Source organism: Baekduia alba, from assembly GCF_028416635.1.
In the GTDB taxonomy this organism is placed as follows: Bacteria; Actinomycetota; Thermoleophilia; order Solirubrobacterales; family Solirubrobacteraceae; genus Baekduia; species Baekduia alba.
In genome coordinates, this window is record NZ_CP114013.1 from 2,398,042 (window position 1) to 2,422,118 (window position 24,077).

27 protein-coding genes are annotated in these 24,077 nt (G+C 72.7%); 14 read left to right on the plus strand and 13 right to left on the minus strand.

Annotated features, from left to right (window positions below; translation table 11 throughout):
* Nucleotides 1-6: 6 nt before the first annotated feature.
* The 3 genes from DSM104299_RS11985 to DSM104299_RS11995 form a co-directional block, all read right to left on the minus strand.
* Nucleotides 7-1,191, minus strand: a complete 1,185-nt coding sequence (locus tag DSM104299_RS11985) for a hypothetical protein (protein ID WP_272477544.1) — start codon at nucleotides 1,189-1,191, stop codon at nucleotides 7-9.
* A 12-nt stretch (nucleotides 1,192-1,203) separates the two neighbouring features.
* The gene (locus tag DSM104299_RS11990) at nucleotides 1,204-1,347 is read right to left on the minus strand and encodes a hypothetical protein (protein ID WP_272477545.1); all 144 of its coding nucleotides are present in this window, start codon (nucleotides 1,345-1,347) and stop codon (nucleotides 1,204-1,206) included.
* Between the two features lie 99 nt (nucleotides 1,348-1,446).
* Nucleotides 1,447-1,953: a PH domain-containing protein gene (locus DSM104299_RS11995; RefSeq protein WP_272477546.1), complete on the minus strand. Its 507-nt coding sequence runs from the start codon at nucleotides 1,951-1,953 to the stop codon at nucleotides 1,447-1,449.
* Between the two features lie 29 nt (nucleotides 1,954-1,982).
* Here DSM104299_RS11995 and priA point away from each other — a divergent pair, with 29 nt between their 5' ends.
* The 3 genes from priA to DSM104299_RS12010 are packed head-to-tail and all read left to right on the plus strand — an operon-like array spanning nucleotide 1,983 to nucleotide 5,607.
* Nucleotides 1,983-4,061 (plus strand): replication restart helicase PriA, encoded by a 2,079-nt coding sequence (gene priA / locus DSM104299_RS12000; protein ID WP_272477547.1) that lies wholly within the window; start codon nucleotides 1,983-1,985, stop codon nucleotides 4,059-4,061.
* A 33-nt stretch (nucleotides 4,062-4,094) separates the two neighbouring features.
* Complete coding sequence (gene def, locus DSM104299_RS12005; protein WP_272477548.1) at nucleotides 4,095-4,691, plus strand: peptide deformylase; 597 nt, start codon at nucleotides 4,095-4,097, stop codon at nucleotides 4,689-4,691.
* Between the two features lie 4 nt (nucleotides 4,692-4,695).
* On the plus strand, nucleotides 4,696-5,607 hold the full coding sequence (locus tag DSM104299_RS12010) for a methionyl-tRNA formyltransferase (protein WP_272477549.1): 912 nt from the start codon (nucleotides 4,696-4,698) through the stop codon (nucleotides 5,605-5,607).
* Here the strand turns inward: DSM104299_RS12010 and DSM104299_RS12015 are convergent.
* The gene (locus DSM104299_RS12015) at nucleotides 5,604-7,238 is read right to left on the minus strand and encodes an ABC-F family ATP-binding cassette domain-containing protein (RefSeq protein ID WP_272477550.1); all 1,635 of its coding nucleotides are present in this window, start codon (nucleotides 7,236-7,238) and stop codon (nucleotides 5,604-5,606) included. The two genes, DSM104299_RS12010 and DSM104299_RS12015, sit on opposite strands and share 4 nt — an antisense overlap.
* A 67-nt stretch (nucleotides 7,239-7,305) precedes the next feature.
* Between DSM104299_RS12015 and rsmB the strand changes: the two genes are divergently transcribed.
* From rsmB to DSM104299_RS12055, 8 genes are all read left to right on the plus strand, one after another.
* Complete coding sequence (gene rsmB, locus DSM104299_RS12020; protein WP_272477551.1) at nucleotides 7,306-8,526, plus strand: 16S rRNA (cytosine(967)-C(5))-methyltransferase RsmB; 1,221 nt, start codon at nucleotides 7,306-7,308, stop codon at nucleotides 8,524-8,526.
* Nucleotides 8,483-8,704, plus strand: a complete 222-nt coding sequence (locus DSM104299_RS12025; protein WP_272477552.1) for a YfgJ family double zinc ribbon protein — start codon at nucleotides 8,483-8,485, stop codon at nucleotides 8,702-8,704. The genes rsmB and DSM104299_RS12025 overlap by 44 nt, the downstream gene beginning before the upstream one ends.
* A gap of 75 nt (nucleotides 8,705-8,779) precedes the next feature.
* Nucleotides 8,780-9,436 carry a ribulose-phosphate 3-epimerase gene (rpe, locus tag DSM104299_RS12030; protein ID WP_272477553.1) on the plus strand — a complete coding sequence of 219 codons (657 nt, stop codon included), beginning with the start codon at nucleotides 8,780-8,782 and terminating at the stop codon, nucleotides 9,434-9,436.
* 49 nt (nucleotides 9,437-9,485) lie between these two features.
* Nucleotides 9,486-9,839, plus strand: coding sequence for a response regulator (locus DSM104299_RS12035; RefSeq protein ID WP_027007106.1), 354 nt, complete (start codon nucleotides 9,486-9,488; stop codon nucleotides 9,837-9,839).
* A 57-nt stretch (nucleotides 9,840-9,896) separates the two neighbouring features.
* Nucleotides 9,897-11,651, plus strand: a complete 1,755-nt coding sequence (locus tag DSM104299_RS12040) for a sensor histidine kinase (RefSeq protein ID WP_272477554.1) — start codon at nucleotides 9,897-9,899, stop codon at nucleotides 11,649-11,651.
* Entirely contained in the window at nucleotides 11,642-12,286 is a 645-nt protein-coding gene (locus DSM104299_RS12045; RefSeq protein ID WP_349294507.1) for a response regulator, read from the plus strand. The genes DSM104299_RS12040 and DSM104299_RS12045 overlap by 10 nt, the downstream gene beginning before the upstream one ends.
* 138 nt (nucleotides 12,287-12,424) lie before the next feature.
* Complete coding sequence (locus tag DSM104299_RS12050; protein WP_272477556.1) at nucleotides 12,425-13,135, plus strand: ABC transporter ATP-binding protein; 711 nt, start codon at nucleotides 12,425-12,427, stop codon at nucleotides 13,133-13,135.
* 4 nt (nucleotides 13,136-13,139) lie between these two features.
* Nucleotides 13,140-15,680, plus strand: coding sequence for an ABC transporter permease (locus tag DSM104299_RS12055; protein ID WP_272477557.1), 2,541 nt, complete (start codon nucleotides 13,140-13,142; stop codon nucleotides 15,678-15,680).
* 79 nt (nucleotides 15,681-15,759) lie between these two features.
* Here the strand turns inward: DSM104299_RS12055 and DSM104299_RS12060 are convergent, their stop codons facing one another.
* Genes DSM104299_RS12060 through DSM104299_RS12070 form a run of 3 tightly spaced genes read right to left on the minus strand, consistent with a single transcriptional unit; the run spans nucleotide 15,760 to nucleotide 16,545 of the window.
* Nucleotides 15,760-16,089 carry a putative quinol monooxygenase gene (locus tag DSM104299_RS12060; RefSeq protein ID WP_272477558.1) on the minus strand — a complete coding sequence of 110 codons (330 nt, stop codon included), beginning with the start codon at nucleotides 16,087-16,089 and terminating at the stop codon, nucleotides 15,760-15,762.
* A gap of 10 nt (nucleotides 16,090-16,099) precedes the next feature.
* Nucleotides 16,100-16,399: an STAS domain-containing protein gene (locus tag DSM104299_RS12065; protein ID WP_272477559.1), complete on the minus strand. Its 300-nt coding sequence runs from the start codon at nucleotides 16,397-16,399 to the stop codon at nucleotides 16,100-16,102.
* Nucleotides 16,400-16,401: 2 nt separating this feature from the next.
* Entirely contained in the window at nucleotides 16,402-16,545 is a 144-nt protein-coding gene (locus DSM104299_RS12070) for a hypothetical protein (protein ID WP_272477560.1), read from the minus strand.
* Nucleotides 16,546-16,680: 135 nt separating this feature from the next.
* Here DSM104299_RS12070 and DSM104299_RS12075 point away from each other — a divergent pair, with 135 nt between their 5' ends.
* Nucleotides 16,681-17,409, plus strand: coding sequence for a Crp/Fnr family transcriptional regulator (locus DSM104299_RS12075; RefSeq protein ID WP_272477561.1), 729 nt, complete (start codon nucleotides 16,681-16,683; stop codon nucleotides 17,407-17,409).
* Here the strand turns inward: DSM104299_RS12075 and DSM104299_RS12080 are convergent.
* Nucleotides 17,406-17,879 (minus strand): DUF6691 family protein, encoded by a 474-nt coding sequence (locus DSM104299_RS12080; RefSeq protein WP_272477562.1) that lies wholly within the window; start codon nucleotides 17,877-17,879, stop codon nucleotides 17,406-17,408. The two genes, DSM104299_RS12075 and DSM104299_RS12080, sit on opposite strands and share 4 nt — an antisense overlap.
* A 1-nt stretch (nucleotide 17,880) precedes the next feature.
* Nucleotides 17,881-18,342 (minus strand): YeeE/YedE family protein, encoded by a 462-nt coding sequence (locus DSM104299_RS12085; protein WP_272477563.1) that lies wholly within the window; start codon nucleotides 18,340-18,342, stop codon nucleotides 17,881-17,883.
* A gap of 25 nt (nucleotides 18,343-18,367) precedes the next feature.
* Between DSM104299_RS12085 and DSM104299_RS12090 the strand changes: the two genes are divergently transcribed.
* Nucleotides 18,368-18,634 (plus strand): glutathione S-transferase N-terminal domain-containing protein, encoded by a 267-nt coding sequence (locus DSM104299_RS12090; RefSeq protein ID WP_272477564.1) that lies wholly within the window; start codon nucleotides 18,368-18,370, stop codon nucleotides 18,632-18,634.
* Between the two features lie 7 nt (nucleotides 18,635-18,641).
* Here DSM104299_RS12090 and DSM104299_RS12095 read toward each other — a convergent pair whose 3' ends face one another.
* From DSM104299_RS12095 to DSM104299_RS12110, 4 genes are read right to left on the minus strand one after another with little or no spacing between them, the layout of a single operon-like run.
* Nucleotides 18,642-19,358, minus strand: a complete 717-nt coding sequence (locus DSM104299_RS12095) for a hypothetical protein (RefSeq protein ID WP_272477565.1) — start codon at nucleotides 19,356-19,358, stop codon at nucleotides 18,642-18,644.
* Between the two features lie 30 nt (nucleotides 19,359-19,388).
* Nucleotides 19,389-20,717, minus strand: coding sequence for a lipopolysaccharide biosynthesis protein (locus DSM104299_RS12100; RefSeq protein ID WP_272477566.1), 1,329 nt, complete (start codon nucleotides 20,715-20,717; stop codon nucleotides 19,389-19,391).
* Nucleotides 20,707-21,342, minus strand: a complete 636-nt coding sequence (locus DSM104299_RS12105) for a class I SAM-dependent methyltransferase (protein ID WP_272477567.1) — start codon at nucleotides 21,340-21,342, stop codon at nucleotides 20,707-20,709. Before DSM104299_RS12105 ends, DSM104299_RS12100 begins: the two co-directional genes overlap by 11 nt.
* A complete protein-coding gene (locus DSM104299_RS12110; RefSeq protein WP_272477568.1) occupies nucleotides 21,339-22,385 on the minus strand; it encodes a glycosyltransferase family 2 protein in 1,047 nt (348 codons plus the stop codon). Before DSM104299_RS12110 ends, DSM104299_RS12105 begins: the two co-directional genes overlap by 4 nt.
* Before the next feature lie 150 nt (nucleotides 22,386-22,535).
* Between DSM104299_RS12110 and DSM104299_RS12115 the strand changes: the two genes are divergently transcribed.
* Complete coding sequence (locus DSM104299_RS12115) at nucleotides 22,536-24,077, plus strand: ArnT family glycosyltransferase (RefSeq protein ID WP_272477569.1); 1,542 nt, start codon at nucleotides 22,536-22,538, stop codon at nucleotides 24,075-24,077.

Sequence of the window (24,077 nt, forward strand, 5' to 3'; positions counted from 1 at the left end):
GGATCGTCAGATCCGCTCCCGCCACGTGATGGCGGCCGACGCCACGGCGATGAGCGCCGACTGCAGCTCGGTCGGCGAGCCGTCGCGGGCTCGGGCCCGGGCCAAGGACTTCAGCGCCGTCGCCAGCACCGCCGGGCCGCTCGGCCCGTCGGCCCGCAGCCGCGCGAGCTCTTCGGCGGTCAGGCGGCGCGCCTCGCCGTTGATCGCCGCGACCGTCTCGCGCAACTCGCGCTCGGCGGCCGACGCGCGGGCCTCCGCGGTCCGGGCGGCATGGCGTGACGCGGCCGCCTCCGCCTCGGCGGCACGGACCGCCGCGGCCGCCGGCGTCGCCGGAACCGCCGCCAACGCCCGCAGCGCGTGCGTCGCGTCGGCTTCCGCCCGCGCGGCGCGGGCCTCGGCGCGCTCGGCGTCGAGCTCGCGCTCGGTCACGCGGACGCGTTCGGCGGTCGCCCGGACGTCGGCCTTCAGCTCGCGGCGCTCGTCGCGCAGCGTGCCGATGGTCGCCTCGGCGCGCTCCAGCTTCGCCGCCAGCCGCTTGGCCGACGCGCGCGCCTCGGCGGCGTCCATCCGGGCGCCGCCCACGGCCTCCTTGGCCTGTGCCGCCGCGGTCGTCGCGCGGACCTCGGCGGCGGCCGCCCGCCGCTCGGCGCGCGCCACCGCCGCGTCGTCGACGACGCGTTCACGGACCACCCGGGACTTGACCTTGTGCTTGCTCTTCGATTCCTTCTTGTCGTTCTTGGACTTGCGGGCGAGTCGTGCCTCGAGCACCGCGACGCGCTTCTCGGCCTCACGCGCCTGGGCGAGGGCGGCCTCGAGCATCGCGCGGCCCTCCGGGCTGATCATGGCGCGGTCGGCCTGCGCGGGATCGACGGACGTCCGTCGCGTCGGCCCCGGCCGTGCCGGCGCGAAGCCCGCCGCGCGGATCGCGGCGTTCAGCGAGCCGCCGAAGGGCCGCTTGGCGGAGTTGAGCGCCGGCCACGCCGAGCCGTCGCCCCGCCCGGCGCGGTACCGCTCCACACGCCACTGCTGCCCGGACCACTTGGCCGAGGACGGGTTCCAGTCAGCCGCGCGCGGCGGCTCGCCGTAGGTGGCCACCCATTCCTGGATGGCGATGATGACGGTGTCGCGGTCCCACCCGCCCCGGCGCATGGCCCGGGCCTGGGAGGCTCCCGCGATGGACGCGGGAGCCATATGCGACTCCCGTCAGCCGTCGAGGGGCTGGTTGCGCTTAGCGCGACGCGGCTGCGTCGGCGCCGTCGTCGTCCATGTCGGCGAGCTCGACCAAGCACCGGTCGCCGGGGTGGCGCCGTTGTTGATGTGCTTGCTCATGCCGAACAGGAAGCTCATGACGGATCCGAGACGGTAGAACATCACGCGCTGTCCCGCAACCCCTGTTTGCTGGAGACGCCAGACCGGTCCGGCGGCGACGCCCAGCAGGCCCTACAACTACAGCCCCGTGCCGCCGATGGTCCCGCCCGGCTGCTCGGCCTGGACCTCGCGGCGGTGCATTCGCTGGGCGCGGTCGACGGCGGCCACGATGGCCGCCGGGTTCGACACGCCGCGGAAGGTGAACTCCGAGTCGTCGGTCCCGGCGGTGTCGAAGTCGACGGCGCCGACGCGCAGCAGCCGGTCCAGGAACGTCTGCTCGGTGTTGACGTTCTGGACGCGGTCGATGCTGGTCTGCTGGACGTGCTTGGACAGGATCCCCGTCCGGATGTTCAGCCGCTCGGTGCTGATCACGTAGCGCGTGGCCATGCGCTTGACCAACCCCGCCAGGATCACGACGACCATGATCGCGGCGAACGCCCCGACGCCGGCGCCGGTGGAGATCGCGAAGAACAGGATGAGGCCCACGGCGAGCGCGATCCCCAGGCCCTTCACGTAGAAGCTGAGCACGCCACGCCACGACGGGTGGCCCTCGAAGACGATCTCCTCGCCCGGATGCAGGTCCATGGTCTGCTCAGCCTATCCTCGGACGGTCCGTGTCACACCCCGTTGTCCAGGTCGAGCCGTTGACGACGGCCCGCGCGCTGCGTGGGCCGTTCGACTACGTGCGGCCGAACGACGGCGTGGACGTGGGCTCGCTGCTCGAGGTCCCCTTCGGCCGGCAGCGGCTGACCGCGGTCGTCACCGGCCTCGCCGACGACTCCGAGCACCGGCTCGTCGCGCCCTACAAGGTGCTCCCCGACGCGCTCCCGCCCGACCTCGTCGACCTCGGGCTCTGGCTCGGCCGCGAGTACGCGTCCACGCCGGCGCGCGCGCTCAGCCTCATGCTCCCGCCGCGCGGCGCGCGCGAGAAGGTGCAACTGTGGGCCGAGCGGACCGCGGACGGGGACGTCGCGCTGGCGGCGATGGACGCGGCCCCCGGCGGGCGCGAGCTGCGCCTGACGCCCAAGCAGCAGGGCCTGCTCCAGCACCTGCCGCGCTTCGCGGGCAACGACCTGTCGTCGCTGCGGCGCCTGGAGACCCGCGGCTTCGTCGCCATCGGCCCGCGCGGCCGGCGCCGCGCGCCCCAGCACCACGCGGTCGGCGCGCGCAAGCCGCCGCCCCGGCTCAACGCCGACCAGGAGGCGGCGGTCGCGGCGATCCTCCAGGCGCCCGACGGCGACCGCCTGCTGCTGCACGGCGTCACCGGCTCGGGCAAGACCGAGGTCTACCTCCGCGCCGCCGCCGACACGCTCGCGCGCGGCCGCGGCGTCCTGATCCTCGTGCCCGAGATCGGCCTGACGCCGCAGATGATCGACCGCTTCGTGACGCGCTTCGGCGACACGGTCGCGGTCCTGCACTCCAAGCTCGGCGCCGGGGAGCGCTACGACGAGTGGCGCCGGCTGAGGTCTGGGGAGGCGCAGGTGTGCGTCGGGCCGCGCAGCGCGGTCTTCGCGCCGATCGCGCACCTCGGGCTCGTCGTGGTCGACGAGGAGCACGACGGGTCCTACAAGAACGAGGGCGACCCGCGCTACGACGCGCGCCTGGTCGCCGAGCAGCGCGCCGCCCAGCACGGTGCGGTGTTGGTCTGCGGCAGCGCGACGCCGCGCCCGGAGTCCGTCCACGCTCTGCGCCGGATCCGCCTGCCCAGCCGCGTCGACGGCGCGCCGCTGCCGCCGGTCGAGATCGTCGACCTCAAGACCGCGGCCGGCGCCGTCGCGCCCCGGACCCACGAGGCGCTCGTCGACGCCCGCAAGGCCATCGTGCTGCTCAACCGCCGCGGCTGGTCGAACTTCCTGACCTGCCGGACCTGCGGGCGCGTGTGGGAGTGCCCGCAGTGCGACGTCGCGCTGATCCTGCACCGCGACCAGAACGCCGTCGCCTGCCACCACTGCGGCCACCGCGAGCAGATCCCGCGCACGTGCCCGGACTGCGGCAGCGTGTCGATCGCCCGCCACGGCTCCGGGACCGAGCGCCTCGAGCACGACCTCGCCGGGCTGGGCAAGCCCGTGCTGCGCCTGGACGCCGACGTCAAGGACGCCGGCGCGGTGCTGAGCGCGTTCGAGCGCGCCGACCGCGCGATCCTCGTCGGGACGCAGGTCGTCGCCAAGGGCCACGACTTCCCCGACGTCGACCTCGGCGTCGTCCTGGACGCCGACAGCACCCTGCGCTTCCCGGACTTCCGCGCCGAGGAGCGGACGTTCGCGCTCGTCACCCAGCTCGCCGGCCGGGCGGGACGCGGCGGCGCCGGCCGCGTGATCGTCCAGACGATCGACCCGCACGCCTCCGCGATCGCCTTCGCCGCCCGCCACGACAGCGACGGTTTCCTGGCCGAGGAGCTCGAGCGCCGCGAGCTGTTGCGCTACCCGCCGTTCTCGACGCTGATCCGGGTCGTCTGCGCGTCCGAGCAGCCCAACGCCGCGCACCTCGCCGCGACCGCGGTCCAGGCGCGGTTGCCGTCCTCGCTCGGCCCGGCGCCGCTGTTCAGGCTGCGCGGCAAGGAGCGCTCGCAGGTCGTCGTCAAGGCCGGCGAGCGGCGCAGCGCGATCGACCAGGTCGACGCCGCCGTCCGCGAGGTCAGCGCGGCCAAGGCCCACAAGAACGTGGCGTTCTCGGTCGACGTCGACCCGCAGTGAGCGCTCTGCGCGCGGTTGACTAGCATCTGGCCCGTGGCACAGCACCACGAAGAGCTCGACGAGGCTCCGGAGCCCGTCACCACCATCGATCCGGAGACCGCGGCCCGCCGTCGCGCCGCGCTCAAGCACGTGCGCAAGTTCGGCGATCCCGTGCTGCGCTCCAAGGCGCGCGTCGTCGATCGCTTCGACGACGAGCTGCGCGACGAGATCGCGCGCATGGGCGTCCTGATGCACGACGCCTACGGGATCGGGCTCGCGGCGACGCAGGTCGGGATCCTGCACCGCGTGCTCGTCTACCGCGTCGAGCCCGACAGCCCGGTCAACGCGCTCGTCAACCCCGAGATCGAGTGGACGTCCAAGGACAAGGAGTGGGCTGAGGAGGGCTGCCTGAGCCTGCCCGCCGTCCACGTCGACGTCGAGCGCCCGACGTACGTCCGCGTCAGCGCCCAGGACGAGCAGGGCGAGAAGATCCTCGTCGAGGCCTCCGGGCTCGAGGCGCGCGTGATCCAGCACGAGATCGACCACCTCGACGGCGTCCTGATCCTCGACCGCACCTCGCGCGACCAGCGCAAGGAGGGCATGCGCGCGCTGCGCGCCGCCCTCGAGGCCGAAGAGGACGACGCGGCCTAGCGCCATGGCGGCCGACGCTGCCGACGGCAGCGGGAGCGAGCCCCTGGGCGAGCTGCCGCCGCGGAACGAGCCCGCACGGCGAGGCTCCGCCATCGTCTACCTCGGGACCAGCGACTTCGCGGCGTCCGTGCTGCGGGCGCTCGCCGACGGCCCGAACCGGCCCGCGCTCGTAGTCACGCGGCCCGACGCCAAGCAGGGGCGGGGGCGCAAGGTCGGGCCGCCACCGGTCGCGGTCGCCGCGCGCGAGCTCGGCATCGACGTCGACCAGCCCGCGTCGGTCAACGACGAGGCGGCGCGGGCGCGCATCGCCGCGGTCCAGCCGACGGGCGTGATCCTGTGCGCGTTCGGCGCGCTGGTCAAGGAGCCGCTGCTCAGCGACTACGACATCCTCAACGTGCACCCGTCGCTGCTGCCGCGCTGGCGCGGGGCGGCGCCGGTCGAGCGCGCGATGATGGCCGGCGACGCGCAGACCGGCGTCTCGATCATGCGCCTGGTCGCCGAGCTGGACGCCGGCCCGGTCTACGCGCAGCGGCCGGAGCCGATCCTGCCGACCGACGACTACGCGACGCTCGCGGCGCGCCTGCAGGACATCTCGGTGGACCTGCTGCGCCAGGTCCTCGAAGAGCTCCCGACGCCGGAGCCCCAGCCCGATCTCGGCATCACCTACGCCGACAAGCTCACCGCGGAGGACCGCACGCTGGACCTCACGCGCCCGCCGGAGGAGAACGTCCGGGTCGTCCGCGCGCTGCACCCGCACATCGGCGCCCGGATCGCGCTGCCCAGCGGCGACTTCCTCGGCGTCCAGGAGGCGTCGATCGCCCTCGACGGCAGCCTCGAGCTCGTCACCGTGCAGCCCGCCGGCGGGCGCTCGATGGCCTACTCCGAGTACCTGCGCGGCCACGCGCCCGCGGTCTAGGCCGCCGCGCGCGTCGCCCGCTGCCAGTCGCTGAAGCCGCCCTCGTAGGCCTTCACCTCGAGGTCGGCGACCTCCACGATCCGATCCGCGATGCGGTCCAGGAAGTAGCGGTCGTGCGACACCGCGACCACGGTCCCGTCGAAGCGCTCGAGCGCCTTCTCCAGGGTCTCGGCCGCGTCGATGTCCAGGTGGTTGGTCGGCTCGTCGAGCAGCAGGCAGTTCGCGCCGCCGAGCATCATCGTCAGGCACCGCAGGCGCGTGCGCTCTCCGCCGCTCATCGCCGACACCGGCCGGCGGACCTGCTCGTAGTCGAAGAGGAACCCCATCAACTTGCGCACCGCGGTGTCCTCGGTCATCGGCCCGGTCGCGCGGACGACCTCGATCGCGCTCAGCTCGCCGGGCAGCTCGTCGACGGCCTGCGTGAGGTGGTCGAAGACGATCGAGGGCCCGGCCCAGCGCTCGCCGTCGCTCAGCGCGAGCGACCCCTCCAACAACCGCAGCAGCACCGATTTGCCTGCGCCGTTGGGCCCGAGGATCCCGACGCGCTCGCCGCGCATGATCGTCAGGTCGACGCCGGTCAGGACGGGGTCGAATTCGCCGTCGCGCAGCTCGACGACGCGCTCGCCGCCGCGCGCGCCCGCGCGCAGCTCCAGCGCCATCTTGCGCCGCTCGAACACCGGCCGGTCGACCTGGTCGACGCGGTCGATCCGCCGCTGCATGTTGCGCGCCCGCGTCGCGAAGCGCTCGTCCAGCGTCTGGCGCGCCCAGGCCTTGAACTGCGCCATCGCCGCCTCCATGCGCGCGATCTCCTTCTGCTGGGTCGTGTAGACCTGCTGCTGGCGGACCAGCTCGATCTCGCGCGCGACGGTGTAGGCGCTGTGGCCGCCCTGCCACATCCGGACGCGGCCGCGGTCGAGCTCGGCGATCTGGGTGACGACCTCGTCGAGCAGGTAGCGGTCGTGGGACACGACGACGACCGCGCCCTCGGCGCGCGCGACCAGGTCCTCCAACAACGAGCGGCGCGCCATGTCCAGGTGCGCCTCGGGCTCGTCGAGCAGCAGCAGGTCCGGCTTGCGGACCAGGCAGGCGGCCAAGGCCACCAGCTTGCGCTCGCCGCCCGACATGGCGCGGGTGGGGCGCGCGAGCATCGTGTCGTCGAGCCCGAGGTCGCGCAGGAGCCGGATCGCGTCGCCGTCGACGGTCTGCTCGCCGAGCTGCTCGACGAGCCGCATCTGGCGCTCGAGCAGCCGCGTCATGCGCGGCAGGTCGGCGGCCAGCGCCGGGTCGGTCAGCGCGCGCTCGACGTCGCCCAGCTCGGCGTGCAGCGCCGCGGCGCCCGGGACGGCGGCGCGCACCGTGTCCAGCGCCGTGCGGTCGTCGCCCTGCACGAGCTGGGGCAGGAACGCGACGGTCGCGCCCTTGCGGATCGCCAGGACGCCGGCGTCGGGCGCCTCGGCCCCGGCGAGCAGGCGCAGGATGGTGGACTTGCCCGCGCCGTTGGCGCCGATCAGCCCGACCCGCGCGCGGGCGCCGACCTCGAGGTCCAGCCCGTCCAGGACGCGCCGGCCGCCGTACTCCTTGACGACGCCACGCAGCGTGAACGCCGGTGCGGTGGGGACCGAGACGGCCATGCGGGACACGGTATTCGCGATCGGACACGGACGGTCTGGTTCCGACGGGTCTCCTACTGTGTCAGTCGTGCCTGCCAGTCCTGCCCGACGCACAGCGCTGACGGTCCTGCGCCGTGTCGAAGAGCAGGGCGCCTACGCCGATCGCGCCCTGCACGGCGATGCGCGCGACCTGGATCCGCGCGACCGCGCGCTGGCCAAGCGCCTCGTCTTCGGGACCGTGCAGCGCCGCGGCACGCTGGACTGGATCATCGCCCAGCACGTCGACCGCAAGCTCGACCCGCAGGTGCGCGCGGCGCTGCTGCTCGGGCTCTACCAGCTGCTCTACACCGACGTGCCCGCGCACGCCGCGGTCGCCGAGTCGGTCGAGCTGGCCAAGCCGTCGCCGGGCGCCAAGCTCGTCAACGCCGTCCTGCGCAAGGTGCAGCGCCAGGGCGTCGACCTGCCGTCCGACGACAACCCCAAGGGCGCCGCGATCGCGCACTCGCACCCCGAGTGGCTGACGCTCATGTGGTGGGACTGGCTCGGCGCCGACGAGACGCGCGCGCTGCTCGCCGCCGACAACGAGCCCGCCGAGCTGGCGCTGCGCATCAACCCGCTGGCCGGCGTCGAGGTCGACCTGCCGGGCCGCCGCGAGGACGACGCTCTCGTCGTCGAGGGCCCGATGGACGTCCTGACCCATCCGCTCTACCTCGCCGGCGCGATCACGCCGATGTCCCGCGCCTCGCAGCGGGTCGCGCGGACGGTCGACCCGCAGCCGGGCGAGCGGATCCTGGACCTGTGCGCCGCGCCGGGCGGCAAGACCACGCACCTGGCCGCGCTCATGGGCGACGAGGGCGAGGTCGTCGCCGTCGAGCGCCATCCGCAGCGCGCCAAGGCGCTCCAGACGCAGGTCGAGCGGCTGCACGCGACCAGCGTCCGGGTGCACGTCGCCGACGCCAAGGCGGTGACCGCCGACGCCCTCGGCGGCCGCTTCGACCGCATCCTCGTCGACCCGCCGTGCAGCGGCCTGGGCACGCTGCGTACGCATCCGGACCTGCGCTGGCGCGCGACCCCGCAGGCCATCGAGGCGCTGCGGGTCGAGCAGGAGGCGATCGTCGCCGCGGCCCTCGGCATGCTGGCTCCCGGCGGTCGCCTGGTCTACTCCACCTGCACGCTCTCGCCGCGCGAGGAGGTCGTCGCCGGAGACGCCGTACGTACGCTGCCGCACCGCGACGGCACCGACGGCTTCTATATTGCGACATCAGATGGCGACCAAGGAGCTCGGTCTGAAGTGCCCCGGCTGCGGTGAGCCCTGGCTGCGTCCGACGACGCTCGCCGGGCGCTACCGGTGCGTCTACTGCCTGCACCGCTTCGAGCTGCGGTCGGTCTGCCCGGACTGCGGCGAGCACGGCACCATCGTGCGCATGTCCTCCACGGCGACCACGATCTGCAACCACTGTGGCGGCTCGATGCTGATCGAGATCTAGGTGGGCGAAGTGGGCTCACGCGGCCGTGCTCGCGTCCCCATCGACCACCTCGTGTAGGTTCCCCGCCGTCCCGTCATGCCCAAGCCTCGCCGCATCGCCCCGAGCATCCTCGCGGCCGACTTCGCCCGCCTCGGATCGCAGGTCTCCGAGGTCGTCGATGCCGGCGCCCGCGTCATCCACGTCGACATCATGGACGGGCACTTCGTGCCGCCGCTCTCGATGGGGCCGCAGGTGCTCAGCGCGCTCGTCGAGCTGGGTCTGCCCGGCGTCGAGTACGACGTCCACCTGATGGTCGAGCGTCCTGAACGCATCGTCGCGGACTTCGCAAACGCCGGCGCGAGCAACATCACCGTGCACGCCGAGGCGACGCCGCACGTCAACTACGCCGTCCAGCAGATCCGCGAGCACGGCTGCACGGCCGGCGTCGCGGTCTGCCCGTCGACGCCGCTGGACGTCTACCGCGAGCTCGAAGTCGACCTCGCGCTCTGCATGACCGTCAACCCGGGCTGGGGCGGACAGCGGTTCATCGCCGCGTCGCCGAGCAAGATCGAGCGGTTGCGCGCGCTGCTTCCCGACGGCGCCGAGCTGGAGGTCGACGGCGGGATCGACACGTCGACCGCGGGTCTCGCGGCCGACGCCGGAGCGACCTTGCTCGTCGCCGGAAGCGCCCTGTTCGGCGCGCCGGATCCCGGCCAGGCCTACCGCGACATCGCCGCCGCGGCCGGGGTGTAGCCACCCGTAGATACGCGGCCCCGCGAAGGGCCGATGATTGGTAGAACCTGTGAGCACGAAGGTCCTCATCGTCGACGACCATCCGACCTTCCGGTCGACCGCCCGCCTCCTGCTGGAGAGCGAGGGCTTCGACGTGATCGGCGAGGCGCCCGACGGCCTCACCGCGATCGCCGCCGCCGGCGAGTTGCATCCCGACCTCGTGCTGCTGGACGTCAACCTCCCGGACCTCGACGGCTTCGACGTCGCCGCGCGCATCACGAGCGTGCTCGGCGCACCGGCGGTCGTGCTCACGTCGAGCCGCGACAGCTCCGACTTCGGCCCGCTCGTGCACCGCTCCGGGGCGCGCGGCTTCATCCCGAAGGGTGAGCTCTCCGGCGCGGCGCTGACCGAGCTCATCCGCTGACGCACCGCTTTCGGCGATCATTGGCGCCTGGATGACGGTGTCCGACGGACGACAAGCATGACCTCGCTGCGGTACGCGCTCATCGCGCTGTTCGCCGCTTCCGTGGCGATGGCCGCGGTCGTGATCGCGCTGGTCGTCTCCTCCGACCACGAGACGGCCAAGCCGCTGATGGCGACCGTCGCCCCGTTCATCGGGCTGTCGTTCTGCGGCACCGGCGTCTTCGCGTGGCTGCGCCGGCCCCACAACCGCTTCGGCGCGCTGATGACGGCGGTCGGCTTCGCGTGGTTCCTGTCGGGCCTGGCCGAGGCCAACGACCCGTGGGTCTACACGCTCGGCGTCTACGTCGGGCCGCTCTACCTCGTCCTGGTCGGGCACATGCTCCTGGCGTTCCCGTCCGGACGGCTGGAGACGACGAGCGCCCGGACGCTGGTCGTCATCGGCTACCTCACGGCGCTCGCCGTCCAGATCCCGTTCTTCCTCCTCGGCGGCGACATCGGCGGCGACGACAACGCGCCGCGCAACGCGTGGGCGCTGACCGACAACCCGGACGGCGCGCAGGTCTTCGCGGTGGTCGCGCAGCTCGTGGCCGGGTGCCTGATCGTGTGGCTGGGCCTCCAGCTGTGGGAGAAGCGCAAAGTCGCCTCGCCGCCGCAGCGCCGGGCGATGGCGCCGGTCCTGTGGACCGGCGTCGTGCTGATGGTGACGCTGGCCGTGGCGGTCGTCGGGGAGCTGTTCGGTGCGTCGTCGCCCGTGGTCTCCGGGCCGTCGGTCGCCTCGCTGATCGCGTTCGCCGCGCTGCCGTGGGCGTTCGTCATCGGGCTGCTGCGGACGCGGTACTCGCGGGCCGGCGCGGTCGGCGACCTGGTGGAGCGGCTCAACGCGCAGGGCGCGGAGGGCGAGTCGCTGCGCGACGCCCTGTCCGACGCGCTGGGCGACCGCTCGCTGGCGCTGGCGTTCTGGTCGCGCGGCTCGGAGCGCTACGTCGACTCGCACGGCCAGCCGGTCGACCTGCCGCCGGCGACGTCGCGCTCGCGCGCGGTGACCGAGATCGAGCGCGAGTCGGTGCCGGTCGCGGCGATCGTCCACGACGCGGCGCTGCTGGACGAGCCGGGGCTGGTGCGCGCCGCGGGCGCCGCCGCCGCGCTGGCGCTGGAGAACGAGCGTCTGGAGGCCGAGCTGAAGGCGCGCGTCGCCGAGCTGCAGGTCTCGCGCGCCAAGGTCATCGAGGTCGGGATGGCCGAGCGCCGCGCGCTGGAGCGCAACCTCCACGACGGCGCGCAGCAGCGGCTGGTCGCGCTGTCGCTGCAGCTGGGGCTGGCCAAGACCAAGCTGCGCAGCGATCCCGACGTGGCGGAGAGGATCCTGGACGGCGCGCGCGCCGAGCTGGCCAGCGCGTTGGAGGAGCTGCGCGAGCTGGCGCGCGGCATCCACCCGGCGATCCTGACCGACCGCGGCCTGGCGCCCGCGCTCGAGGCGCTGGCCTCCCGCGCCCCCGTTCCGGTCGAGGTCGACGAGGTCCCCGAGGGCCGGATGCCGATGCCGGTGGAGGCCGTCGCGTACTTCGTCGTGGCCGAGTCCCTGACGAACATGGCCAAGTACGCCGACGCCGAGTATGCGAGCGTCCGGGTTCTCAGGGAGAATGGCTACGCAGTGGTGGAGATCGAGGACAACGGCATCGGCGGGGCGGACCCGTCGGCGGGGTCGGGGCTGCGAGGACTCGCAGACCGGCTCGCCGCACTCGATGGCAGGCTGGAAGTCGATTCCCCGCCGGGCGTCGGCACGACCGTAAGAGCGAGGATCCCGTGCGCGTAGCGCTCGCTGATGATTCCGTGCTGCTCCGCGAAGGACTCGCGGCGCTGCTCGAAGGCAAGGAGTTCGAGGTCGTCGCCCAGTCGGGCGACGCCGAGGACCTGTTGCGCAAGGTCGGCGCCCACAAGCCCGACGTGGCCATCGTCGACGTCCGCATGCCGCCGACGCACACCGACGAGGGGCTGAAGGCGGCGCTGGAGATCCGGGAGAGGTTCCCGGACACCGGCGTGCTGGTGCTCTCGGCCTACGTGGAGGAGACGTCCGCGCTGGAGCTGCTGAGCGACGACGCGGCCGGGATCGGCTACCTGCTCAAGGATCGGGTCAGCGACGTCGAGCGCTTCACCGAGGCCGTGCGGCGCGTCGGGGAGGGCGGCAGCGCCCTGGACCCCGAGGTCGTGTCGCGGCTCCTGGGGCGCCGCCGCCGCGAGGATCCCCTGGAGGCGCTGTCGCCCCGCGAGCGCGAGGTGCTGGGGCTGATGGCCGAGGGCCGCTCCAACCACGCGATCGCCGAGGCGCTGGTCGTCACCGAACGCGCGGTCGAGAAGCACGTGACGTCGATCTTCACCAAGCTGTCGCTGCCGCCGACGGTCGAGGACCACCGGCGGGTGCTGGCGGTCCTGGCCTACCTGCAGGCGTAGCGGGGGCGGGCGCCGAACGGCGTCCGGCAACATGTACGCCTAGGGTGCTTGTCAGGGTTGTCCGTATGACATCCCCTAGGGGGCCAACGGGAGGTAGCCGTACCCCTGCGAAATAGCCCTCCTGGGAGGCTCCTAGGCATGACCTCCATCGTCTCTGCGCACGAGCTCCGCCGGGTCTACGGCGAAGGCGGCGCCGCCGTCACGGCGTTGGACGGCGTGACCGTCGACTTCCCCGCCGGAGCCTTCACGGCCATCATGGGCCCCTCCGGCTCCGGCAAGTCCACGCTCATGCACCTCCTCGCCGGCCTCGACCGTCCGACGTCGGGCACCGCGGTGCTCGACGGGGTGGACCTCACGACGCTCAACGACGACGCGCTCACCCAGCTGCGCCGCGACCGCGTCGGGTTCATCTTCCAGGCCTTCAACCTGCTGCCCGTCCTCAACGCCGAGGAGAACATCGTCCTGCCGCTGTCGATCGCCGGCCGCGATCCCGACCAGGCGTGGGTCGACCAGCTGATCGACCTCGTCGGCCTGCGCGACCGCATCACCCACCGTCCGAGCGAGCTCTCCGGTGGCCAGCAGCAGCGCGTCGCCGTCGTGCGCGCGCTCGCCTCGCGGCCGGCCGTCGTCTTCGCCGACGAGCCGACCGGCAACCTCGACTCCCACGCCTCGACCGAGATCCTGCAGCTGCTGCGGCGCTCGGTCGACGAGTTCGGTCAGACGATCATCATGGTCACGCACGACGAGGAGGCCGCCGCCTACGCGGATCGCCTGCTCGTCCTCCGCGACGGCCAGCTCGTCGAGGACCGGGCACCGGCCCGCAACGCCGCGCAACCCGCCTCGGTCTAGAGCCATGCGCAAGATCGCCATCCGCGGGCTCCTGGCTCGCAAGCTCCGCCTTGCCCTCACCGCCCTGGCCGTCGCGCTGGGCGTGACGCTCATCGCGGGCACCTACATCTTCACCGACACCATCACCAAGTCGTTCGACAACATCTTCGTCGAGTCCAACAAGGGCACCGACGTCGCCTTGTCCCCCAACAACGACCTGGCCGGTGACGACGATCCTCCGCCGATCCCGGCCGAGGTCCTCGACAAGGTCAAGCGGGTCGACGGCGTCGCGACGGCCGAGGGCTCGGTCTTCAGCCAGGGCGGCTCGTTCCGCAAGGCCGACGGCTCCAAGCTCAAGGGCCAGGGCTTCAACGCCATCGCCGGCGCGCACGACGTGCAACGCTTCGAGTCCTTCGCGCCGACCGACGGCCACCTGCCCGAGACGGCGGACGAGGTCGCGATCCCGAAGGCCACCGCCGACAACAACGGCTTCAAGGTCGGTGACAAGCTCCAGATCCAGGACGAGGCCCCGAAGAAGACCTACACCATCTCGGGCATCGTGACGATCGCGGGCGTCGACTCGTTCGGTGGCGGCGTGATCGCCGTGATGACGCTGCCCGAGGCGCAGCGGATGACCGGGCACAAGGGCTCCTTCGACGAGATCGAGGTCGCGGCCAAGCCCGGCGTCTCGGCCGAGCAGCTGAAGACCCGCATCGCGCCGGTCGTCCCCAAGAACGTCGAGGTCCGCACCGGCCAGGAGCAGGCCGACAAGCAGACCAAGGACATCAAGACGGGCTTCCTGGACGTGCTGCGCACCGCGCTGCTCGCGTTCGCCGGGATCTCGCTCTTCGTCGGCGCGTTCCTGATCTTCAACACGTTCTCGATCACCGTCGCCCAGCGGACGCGCGAGTTCGCGCTGCTGCGCGTGCTCGGTGCCAAGCGCCGGCAGATCCTGCGCTCGGTGCTGGCCGAGGGGCTGATCCTCGGCGTGGTCGGCTCGGCCGCCGGCCTGGTGCTCGGCATCGCGGTCGCGGCCGGCTTGAAGGCGCTGTTCAAGGCCTTCGGCGCCGACCTGCCGTCCACCTCGACCGTCATCGAGACGCGCACGATCGTGGTCTCCCTGCTCGTCGGGACGGTCGTGACGCTGATCTCGACGCTGGCGCCGGCCTTCCGGGCCACACGCGTCCCGCCGCTGGCGGCGCTGCGCGAGGGCCTGAGCGCCACCCAGAAGCGCTCACGCCTGGCGACGCCGTTGTCGATCATCTTGACGATCGGCGGCCTCGCGGTCATGGCGCTCGGCCTGTTCGGCACGGCCAAGGCGAGCGCGGCGCTGTCGCTGATGGGCGTCGGCGCGGTCGCGACCTTCCTCGGCGTGGCGTTCCTGAGCCCGCGCCTGGTCGGCCCGCTCGCCGGCTTCGTCGGCCGGCCGTTCGAGCGCTTCCGCGGCGTCACGGGCCGCATCGCGCGGGAGAACACCGTGCGCTTCCCGGGCCGCACCGCGGTCACCGCGGGCGCGCTGATGGTCGGCGTCGCGCTGGTGACGTTCGCCAGCATGTTCGCCGCGGGCGCCAAGTCGACGTTCCGCGAGGCGGTCAACAACGGCTCGCGCGCCCAGGCCGTGGTCGAGTCCACCAACTTCGGCTCGTTCTCGCACCAGGCCACCCAGGCGGTGGCGAAGGTGCCCGGGGTCAAGGAGGTCGGCGCGCTGCGCAACGCGCAGTCCAAGGTCGACGGCAAGAAGGAGGGCGTCAGCGGGATCGACCCCAAGACGTTCCCCGACCTCTACCACGCCGACTGGAAGCAGGGCGACGACAACACCCTGCGCGCGCTCGGCGACGGCAGCGTGGTGATCACCAAGAAGTACGGCGAGGACCACGACATCAAGGTCGGCGACACGATCGACGTCCAGACGGCCAAGCTGGACAAGCTGCCGCTGAAGGTCACCGGGATCATCGACGACAAGGGCGGCCTGTACAGCGGCCTGACCGTCGCCAACAGCGTGCTGGAGCGCGACTTCGGCACGACCAAGGACTCGTTCGTCTTCGTCGGCTACCAGGCCGGGGCCGACGACGCCCAGGTCAAGGCGTCGCTCGACAAGCTGCTCGACGACCGCTTCCCAGAGGCCGAGGCCAAGACCAACGCCGAGTTCATCAAGCAGCAGGAGGGCCAGATCGACCAGCTGCTGGCGTTGATCTACGCCCTGCTGGCGATGGCGATCATCGTGTCGCTGTTCGGGATCGTCAACACGCTGGTGCTCTCGATCTCCGAGCGCACCCGCGAGCTGGGGCTGCTGCGGGCGATCGGGATGTCGCGCCGCCAGGTCCGGCGCGTGATCCGCTACGAGGCGATCATCACGGCCGAGATCGGCGCGGTGATCGGCATGGCGCTCGGGATCGTGCTGTCGATCCTGGTGACGCGCGCGATCGACGGCTTCAAGCTGTCGATCCCGGTCCCGTCGCTGATCCTGCTGCTCGTCCTCGCCGCGGTGGCGGGCGTCCTGGCGGCGATCCTCCCGGCCCGCCGGGCCTCGCGCCTGAACGTCCTCGAGTCCTTGGCCTACGAGTAGGCCACCCACAGCTCCCCAGCACACCCCAAGCTCCGGGGCGGCGGTCTGATGCCGCCGCCCCGGCCGTGGGGCAGCCGAGCTAGATGGTGGACTTGTCCTCGTCGCCGACGGGCAGCGGCTGCGTGAAGACGATCGTGGGCGGCTCGGTGAGCAGCGGCCCGACGACCGCGAACATGGCCTTGAGGTGGTCGGCCTGGCCGTGGGCCTCCAGCGCCGCCTGCGTCGCCCACTTCTCGACGATCACGAAGCGCGCCGGCTGGTTGGTGTCCTCGTGCAGCGCGTAGGCGATGCAGCCCTCCTCGCCGTGCGTGCCCTCGATGCCAGTGGTGAGCGCCGCGAGCGCCTCGTCGCGGGCCTCCGGCTTGACGTTGACGATGGCGGTGACGACGACCTGCGCGCTGGGGGTCATGGTGCGCACCCTACGGCCAGCCGACGAACGGCAGGCGTCCGGCCAGCGCGGCGGCCTCGACGACCGCCATCACCTCGAGCCGGCCGGGCAGGATCCTCAGCTCCACGCCGCGGCGGTCCGCGGCGTCGGCTGCGCCGACGAGCACGCGCAGCCCGCACGAGTCGATGAACTCGACCTCGTCGAGGTGCAGCACGATCGACGACACCTCCCGATCGCGCAGCGCCGCGACGATGGCGCGCTCGGCGTCGGGCGCGCCGACGACGTCGAGCTCGCCGCTCAGCGCCACGTGCTCGACCCGCTGGGCCTCCACCGTCACAGGCGCGCGCCGCGGCCGCGGCTGCCGGTCAGGAAGACGATCAGCGCGAGGATCGCCAGGACGAACAGGATCGGGTGGATGACGACGCCGCCGGCGATGGCGACGACGAGCAGGACGATGCCGAGGATCAGCCAGAGCATTCGTGGTGCCTCCTAGGTCGATGGGACGAGGCGGCGACGCTAGGGGTGTTCGGGGCGGGCGCCGAGCGGCTCCGTCGGAGCTTCGACGTCAGCACTCCGACGTCCGATCGCCGCGTTCGGGGTACACCGCCTCTTGTGCCCTCCGACGTCATCAGCCTGCTCGACGCCGACCCCGACTTCGCCGACGGCCTCGATCCCGCCACGCGCGAGCGCGCCCGCGCCGACGGCCGCACGCGCGTGCAGCGCCTCAGCCAGGGAGCGTGGGATGCCGCCGCGGCGATGGAGCCCGAGGTCCACCACCGCGGCTTCCTGATCTTCGAGGGCCTGCTGACGCGCGAGGTCGAGGTCCTGGGCCGGCGCTGCTGCGAGCTGCTCGGCCCGGGCGACGTGATCCGGCCATGGCAGTGGGATCCCGAGGGCTCGCACGTGCAGGCCGAGATCGGGTGGGAGGTGCTGGAGCCGACGCGGTTGGCGGTGCTCGACGCGTCGCTCATCCAGCGCGTCGCGCCCTATCCGCAGGTCGGCGTCGAGCTGTTCAGCCGCGGGATCCGGCGCGCGCACGCGCTGGCCGTGGCACTGGCGATCTCCCACCACCAGCGCGTCGACGAGCGGCTGCACTTGACGCTCTGGCACCTGGCGGAGCGCTGGGGCCGCGTCACGACCGACGGCGTCGTGGTCCCGCTGCCGCTGACGCACGAGCGCCTGGCCATGCTCGTCGGCGCCCACCGCCCGTCGGTGACGACGGCGATGGGCGAGCTCGTCCGCGACGGCGCGATCAGCCGGCGCGACGGCGGCGAGTGGGTGCTGCACGGCATGCCGCCGGAGCGGCTGCGCCATCACCGCCTCGCGGCGGCCTTGACCTAGCTCGTGGGGGACACCGCGGGCTCGGCGCTCCGGGCGCGCGCGGCGTCGCTCGCCGGCTCGGTCTCGACCGCGCGGAGCCGCAGGTACGCCCAGATCCCGAACGCCGCGCCGGCGGCCGTGAAGACCGCCCAGCCGACGCCCTGGCCGAGCTGGGTCGCGATCGGCGCCGGGCACGCGTCGGCGACGCCCCAGCCGATCCCGAACAGCAGCGCGCCGACGACGTGGCGGCGCTCCACCGCGTCGCGGGCGTAGGTCAGCGGCTCGCCGCCGAAGACCGCCCGCCGCTCGCGCCGGCGCAGCAGCGCCAGCCCGACCCACGCGGTCGCGACCGCCGAGGCGAACATCAGGAACAGGTAGGACTGCTCGAACAGGAGCGCCTGCCGGATGACGTCGGGCGACGCCATCCCGCTCCAGCTGATCACGACGCCGAAGGCGACGCCCACGGCCGCGCCGGCGAGCACCTTGCGCACGTCAGATCACCGCCTCGATCAGGAAGCTGACCGCGATCGCGGTCCCGAAGAACGTCGCGGTCGCGGCGAGGCTGGCGGGGGAGACGAGCGCGTTGCCCGAGAGCCCGTTGCCCGACGTGCAGCCGCCCGACAGCTTGGCGCCGTAGCCGATCAGCGCGCCGGCGCCGACCAGCAGGACCGGGATCGCCCAGCGCTGGCCGCCGGTGAACGTGTCGGTCATCCAGCCGTAGCCGTGGAAGTCGGGACCGCCCGCCAGGACGGCGAACACCGTCCCGCCGAGCAGGACGCCGATCGCGAACCAGCCGCGCCAGTCGAAGCGCACGCTGCCGCGCGACAGCTTGCCGATCAGCTCCGAGAAGCCGCCGGTCACGCCGAGCCGGGCGTTGAAGAGGAGGCGGACCGCGACGACGCACAGCCCGAGGACCGGTCCGGCGACGTACCACGCGAGCTGATGGTGCTCCATGGGCATGGAGGATAGGCTCGCCGCCATGGCCAAGGTCAAGCTGCATCGCTGCTCATGGACCTTCGTGAAGCTCGACGGGCATCCGTGCCACAAGGTCCAGAAGGCGCTCGACGAGCAGGGCGTCGACTACGAGGTCGTCAAGCACGGCTTCGGGCACAAGCGGCCGCGCGTCCGCGACCTCAGCGGCCAGGAGAAGCTACCGGTGCTCGAGCTCCAGAACGGTGAGGTCTACCGCGAGGAGTCGGCGCAGATGGCGGCGCGCGTGCGCGCCGGCGGCCTCGGCTCGCCGTAGCCGCGACCTAGCCGCAGAACGGGCGCGACCAGCCGCCCGGCCAGGTGACGCCGACCCGCGTGGTCGGCGCCGTCGGATCGGGCGCGAGCGTGAGGCGGTAGTCGGCGGCGCCGCCGCACTCGTCGCCGTCCTCGTCGGTCGAGTCGATCTGGACCGTGCGGCCCAGATCGGTCGGGGTCTGCGCCGTCCACGCCCCGACGACCGTCAGGTGGCTGCGGGCGACGGGCGGGGTCGGCAGCGTCCCGATCGCGGTCGGCGCGTCCTCCGGGTCCTGCAGCGCGAAGACCACGGCGCCGTCCTTGGTGACCCAGGCGGCGGTCGCGTCCCACGCGAAGATCCGCTGGATCCGCGCCTCGGCCGCGCCGAGCGCGCGCGTCCCGAGCAGCCAGCGCCTGCCGTCCTCGGTCGAGCCGGCGTAGATCCGGTCGCCGACGACGTGCCCGTCGCGGGTCAACGGCACCGACCAGGCCGCGTGCGTCGCCGTCCAGGCGAGCTTGCCGCCGGTCTTCCACGGCCCGAGCCGCACGACGCGCTTGTGCGCGTAGACCGTCGTGCACGAGTACAGCGAGCCGTTGGTGTGCCAGGCGCGCCCGTAGGAGTCGTGGTAGAGCGTCAGCGGCTTGGCCGGGCACTTGGGCGCCGCCTTGGCCTGCGCGACACCGCCGGAGAGGGCCAGCAGCGCGACGACGGTGGCGAAGGCGAGGGCGAGACGGCGGGGGTCCATGCCGTCGAGAACGGCCCAGGGCCCCGGACGTTACGCGCGCGCCTGCGCCGGCCCGCGGCGGTACAGCACGTACAACAACGCGCAGAGCAGCGCCGCCGCGCCCGCGTAGCCGACCTCGGCCCGCGACAGCTCGTTGCTGACGACCGGCACGAGCATCCACACCACGAACAGCACCGCGGCGACCAGCCAGGCCGCGGCGGCCTGGTGGGCGCGGCCGCGCGCCAGCGCCGCCTGGTTGAAGGTCCCGGCGGTCAGGTGCAGGCCCATGCCGACCGCGATCACGGCAAGGCCGACGCGCGTGTAGCCCTCCTTGTCGAAGGCGATGTGCATCGCCCACGGCCCGATCAGCAGCAGCCCCACGGCGCACAGGCCCGCGAAGGCCGCGATCGCCAGGATCGTCTGCCGGATCGCGCGAGCGAAGGCCTCGCGGCCCTCGGTCGCCTCCAGCCCGGCGAGGTGCGGCAGCAGCGACGTCTGGACGGCCTGGAAGAGCTGCAGCGGCGCGCGCGCGACCATCAGCGCGCTGAACACGATGCCCGCCGTGACCGAGTCGGTGACGAGCAGCACCGCGGCGTTCAGCAGCGTCTGCTCGGCCAGCTGGATCAGCGCGACGGATCCGGCGAAGCCGGCGCTCTCGCGCAGCTCGCCGCGATCGCGCTCGACGCCGGTGGCCGCGGCCGACGCCGCCTCGTGGCGGCCTAGCGCCCACGGGATCACCAGCAGCGACGCCAGCGGCGCCGCGACGATGCCCAGCGCGACCGCGGTCTCGCCCGACGCGAGCCCCACGGCCACCGCGACCGGGAAGCAGAAGCGCGAGAGCGACTCGAACAGCACGAGCCCGCCGTACAGGCCGAACCACTGATGCCCCGCGAAGTAGCCGCGCGCGAAGTACGACGCCGCGTAGGCCATGGCCGCGCCGATCAGGATCCAGTACAGCGACGCGTGGCCGTCGAACAGCCCGTCCTGGATCGGCCCGCGCAGCGCCAGGGCCACGACCAGGAAGCCGAGCGCGAACGACGCCTGGATCGTCGCCGGCACCCGCAGCGGGTGGCCGGCGTTGATCCCGCGCGCGCGGCGGTCGGCGATCGTCCGGGAGAGCAGCTGCTCGACCGGCCGGTAGATCACCGACATGATCACGAACAGCAACGACCACAACAACGACACGCGGCCGTAGTCGGCGCCGTCCAGCACATGCCCGGCGACGCCGAAGTACGCGAACGTGAACAGCCCGGTCGCGGCGATCCCGATCGACAGGATCCGCGCGCCCGAGCCGTAGGACCGCTCGCCGCCCGTCGCACCCGCGTCGCCGTCGGCCGACGCGGGGATCAGGTCTTCCGATGCCCAGTCGCTAGTGGTCAACGCGGACGAGGAGCATCGTCCACGGGAACGGGGAGCGCGCCTCGACGACGGTCCCGTAGCGGCCGAGCAGTTGGGTGAAGCTGCGCTTGGACCAGTGGTTCAGGTGGCCCGGCGTGTTGCCCAGGTCCTTCAGGTACGCGCCACGGGCCATGTTCAGCCCGCGCCACAGCGGCTCGCGCGGCACGGAGACCAGCAGGTACTTGGACGCGATCCGCGCCATCTCGGAGACCGTGTGCTCCGGGTCCGGCACGTGCTCGAGGACCTCGATCGCCGTGGCGACCTCGAACTCGCCGTCGGCGAACGGCAGGTTCTCGGCCTTCATCACGACGTATTGGAGGCACGGGTGCTGCCGGCCCTTCCAGGCCTCGTGCAGCTGCGGGTCGTCGAGGTCGAGGCCGACGATGCGCTGCATGCCGGGCGTCTGGGCCCACTGGTGCGTCAGCACGCCCTCGCCGCAGCCGACGTCCAGCAGCGTCGTCGGCGTGGCCTTGGTGAACAGCTCCTCGAGCGTGCGCTCGAAGCCCGCCTGCAGGCGCCGCGCCACCGGGTTGGTGGTGCCGTACTTGTCGTAGGTGTTGCCGGTGACCGTGCCTTCTTGGTCCACGGTGACGGTCGGAGGGGTCATAGCTTGAGGGCCTCTCGTTCCTCGGTGCGGCCGGCCTGGGCGCCGGTGGTGGCCTGCTGGCCGGTAGGCCGCGCGCCGGGCTCGTAATGGGACGGGGGGACGCCGAGCTGGAGCTCGATGCGCCGGACGCGCTCGAAGATCCGCTGGGACATGATGCGCTGGCCGTACAGGAGGTCGCCGATGATGCCCAGCACGCCGACCACGACGGACGCGTTGAAGAGCACGGCGCCGAAGATCAGCGACTGCACGTGGCCGGCGCCCTCGCCGTCGGCGTAGGCGATGACGAACCGGATGAACGGGATCAGCGCGAGGATGAACAGCGCGAACGAGAGCGTGGAGAAGACCTTCAGCGGCTCGTACTGCGTGTAGATGCGCGTGATCGCCACGGCGTTGCGCCGGACGTAGGAGCTCATCGACGGGAACAGCCGCGACTCGCGCGTCTTCGGGTTGGTCCCGATCGCCACGTGGTCGGTCGCGACCAGCAGCTTGCCCGCCTGGATGATCGTCTCGAGCGTGTAGGTGTACTTCGAGACGACCGCCATCTGGATCGCGGCCTCGCGGTTGTAGGCGCGGAAGCCGGACGTCGTGTCGGGCACGTCGGTGTTCGACGCCTGACGCACGACCCACGAGCCGAGGTTCTGCAGCCGCTTCTTCAGCGGCGAGAAGTGCTCGATCGTGTCGGTCTCGCGGTCGCCGACGACCATGTCGGCGCGGCCTTCGACGATCGGCAGCACCAGCTTGGGGATGTCGCTGCCCATGTACTGGTTGTCGGCGTCGGTGTTGACGATGACGTCGGCGCCGAGCTTGAGGCACGCGTCCAGGCCCGCCTGGAAGCCGGCCGCCAGGCCCTTGTTGTTCGTCAGCTTGACGATGTGGTCGACGCCGTTGTCGCGCGCCACCTCGATCGTCCGGTCGGTCGAGCCGTCATCGATCACCAGCCATTCGACCGTCTCGAAGCCGGGGACCTCACGGGGGAGGTCTGCCAGCGTGCCGGGCAGCGTCTCCTCCTCGTTGAGGCAGGGGATCTGGATGATGAGCTTCATGAGAAGGGTGGGGACGGCACGCGGGGGAACGCAGAGCAGAGCGAAGGCGTGCCGTACACTCGCGAGCCCAGTATCTCAGAGGCTCGGGACGTACGTCGTCGCACGTAAAACGTCCTAACACGCCCCGGGCCGCTGGACCTCGACCACTGTATGGAGAGCGCGACGCTCACCTCGCCGAGCGCGCGACTGCGCGCCCTGCCGGAACGCGCCTGGGCGCGGGCCGGGTTCGCGCTGCTCTGCCTCGGGGCGCTCATCGGGTACCTGGTGTACCCGACCTATCCGAACTACGACTCGGCCTACTCGCTGATCTGGGGCCGCGAGCTCGTCGACGGGACGCTGCCGTCCTTCGACGCCTATCGGACGCCGACCGAGCATCCACTGGCCGTCGCGGTCGGCGCGGTGCTGTCGCTGCTGGGCGACACCGTCGGGCCGCGCACCTGGCTGCTGCTCACCGTCGCGGCCTTCTGCCTCCTGGTCGCCGGCGTCTACCGCCTGGGCCGCGCGGCGTTCGGGCCGTGGGTCGGCCTGGTCGCGGCGCTGCTGGTCCTCTCGCGCCTGGACTACGCGTTCCTGGCCGCGCGCGGCTACATCGACGTGCCGTACCTGGCGCTCGTGGCCTGGGCGGCGGCGTTCGAGACCGCCAGGCCGCGGCGCGGCGGCGTGGTCTGGGTCCTGCTGGTGCTCGCCGGGCTGCTGCGCCCGGAGGCGTGGCTGCTGGGCGGCGCCTACTGGCTGTGGTGCGGCTGGCCGGCGGAGTCCCCGCCCAGAGGGCTCGGATCCGCGGCGAGTGTTCGCCCAGAGGGCGAAACTCGCGACTGGCGGCGGCTCCTGCGAACCGCCGGCTACGCGGCGCTCGCGCCCGTCCTGTGGGCCCTCACGGACCTGCTCGTGACCGGCGACGCGCTCTTCTCCCTGCGCCACACCAGCTCGCTGGCCAACGACCTCCAGCGCACCAAGCCGGCCTCGGAGGCGCCGTCGTTCGCGGTCCACTCGCTGAACGCGACGCTGAAGTGGCCGGTGCTGATCGGCGCGGTCCTCGGCGTCGCGCTCGCGCTGGTCTACGCGCGGCGCCGTGCGACGGTCCCGCTCGCGCTCGCCGCCTCGGGCCTGCTCACCTTCGGCGTCATCGCCGCCGCCGGCCTCTCGGTGATCGATCGCTACCTCGCGGTGTCGGCGCTCGCCCTGATCGTCTTCGCCGCCTTCGCGATCGCCGGCTTCACGGTCCTGGCGCCGGGCCACCCGGCGCGCAGGCCGTGGATCGTCGCCGCGTGCGTCGTCGCGCTCGGTGGCGCCGCGTTCACGGCCTCGCATCTTCATCCTGGGTACATCGACCGTGAGCTCACCACCCGCCGCGAGCTGCGCCAGGAGCTGGCGCGGGTCGTCAAGACCAACGCCTTCAAGACCGCGAACCGCTGCGGCCCGGTGACCGTGCCCAACCACAAGCTCATCCCGGACGCGCGCTGGATCCTGCACGCCGACGCCGACGAGGTCCGGGCGCGCTCGGACCTGCCGGACTTCGGCCAGGACGCCAAGGGCGTCCAGGTGTTCGTGACCGGCCCGACGATGCTCACGAACTCGACCTACGGGCCGTTCGTCCCCGGCTCGCGCGACGATGCACGGATCCAGATCCCCGGCCCCGGGCTCCGCCTGATCGACCGCAGCCCCCATTTCCTTGTCTATGCCTCCTGCTGA

Coding starts and splice junctions, on each gene's coding strand:
- DSM104299_RS12050 (WP_272477556.1), top strand. CDS start 12,425: ATGACCTCCATCGTCTCTGCGCACGAGCTCCGCCGGGTCTACGGCGAA.
- DSM104299_RS12105 (WP_272477567.1), bottom strand. CDS start 21,342: ATGACCCCTCCGACCGTCACCGTGGACCAAGAAGGCACGGTCACCGGC.
- DSM104299_RS12085 (WP_272477563.1), bottom strand. CDS start 18,342: ATGGAGCACCATCAGCTCGCGTGGTACGTCGCCGGACCGGTCCTCGGG.
- DSM104299_RS12095 (WP_272477565.1), bottom strand. CDS start 19,358: ATGGACCCCCGCCGTCTCGCCCTCGCCTTCGCCACCGTCGTCGCGCTG.
- DSM104299_RS12115 (WP_272477569.1), top strand. CDS start 22,536: ATGGAGAGCGCGACGCTCACCTCGCCGAGCGCGCGACTGCGCGCCCTG.
- DSM104299_RS12090 (WP_272477564.1), top strand. CDS start 18,368: ATGGCCAAGGTCAAGCTGCATCGCTGCTCATGGACCTTCGTGAAGCTC.
- DSM104299_RS12015 (WP_272477550.1), bottom strand. CDS start 7,238: ATGGCCGTCTCGGTCCCCACCGCACCGGCGTTCACGCTGCGTGGCGTC.
- DSM104299_RS11990 (WP_272477545.1), bottom strand. CDS start 1,347: ATGAGCTTCCTGTTCGGCATGAGCAAGCACATCAACAACGGCGCCACC.
- DSM104299_RS11985 (WP_272477544.1), bottom strand. CDS start 1,191: ATGGCTCCCGCGTCCATCGCGGGAGCCTCCCAGGCCCGGGCCATGCGC.
- DSM104299_RS12060 (WP_272477558.1), bottom strand. CDS start 16,089: ATGACCCCCAGCGCGCAGGTCGTCGTCACCGCCATCGTCAACGTCAAG.
- DSM104299_RS12040 (WP_272477554.1), top strand. CDS start 9,897: ATGACCTCGCTGCGGTACGCGCTCATCGCGCTGTTCGCCGCTTCCGTG.
- DSM104299_RS11995 (WP_272477546.1), bottom strand. CDS start 1,953: ATGGACCTGCATCCGGGCGAGGAGATCGTCTTCGAGGGCCACCCGTCG.
- DSM104299_RS12055 (WP_272477557.1), top strand. CDS start 13,140: ATGCGCAAGATCGCCATCCGCGGGCTCCTGGCTCGCAAGCTCCGCCTT.
- rpe (WP_272477553.1), top strand. CDS start 8,780: ATGCCCAAGCCTCGCCGCATCGCCCCGAGCATCCTCGCGGCCGACTTC.
- DSM104299_RS12110 (WP_272477568.1), bottom strand. CDS start 22,385: ATGAAGCTCATCATCCAGATCCCCTGCCTCAACGAGGAGGAGACGCTG.
- DSM104299_RS12070 (WP_272477560.1), bottom strand. CDS start 16,545: ATGCTCTGGCTGATCCTCGGCATCGTCCTGCTCGTCGTCGCCATCGCC.
- DSM104299_RS12025 (WP_272477552.1), top strand. CDS start 8,483: ATGGCGACCAAGGAGCTCGGTCTGAAGTGCCCCGGCTGCGGTGAGCCC.
- DSM104299_RS12010 (WP_272477549.1), top strand. CDS start 4,696: ATGGCGGCCGACGCTGCCGACGGCAGCGGGAGCGAGCCCCTGGGCGAG.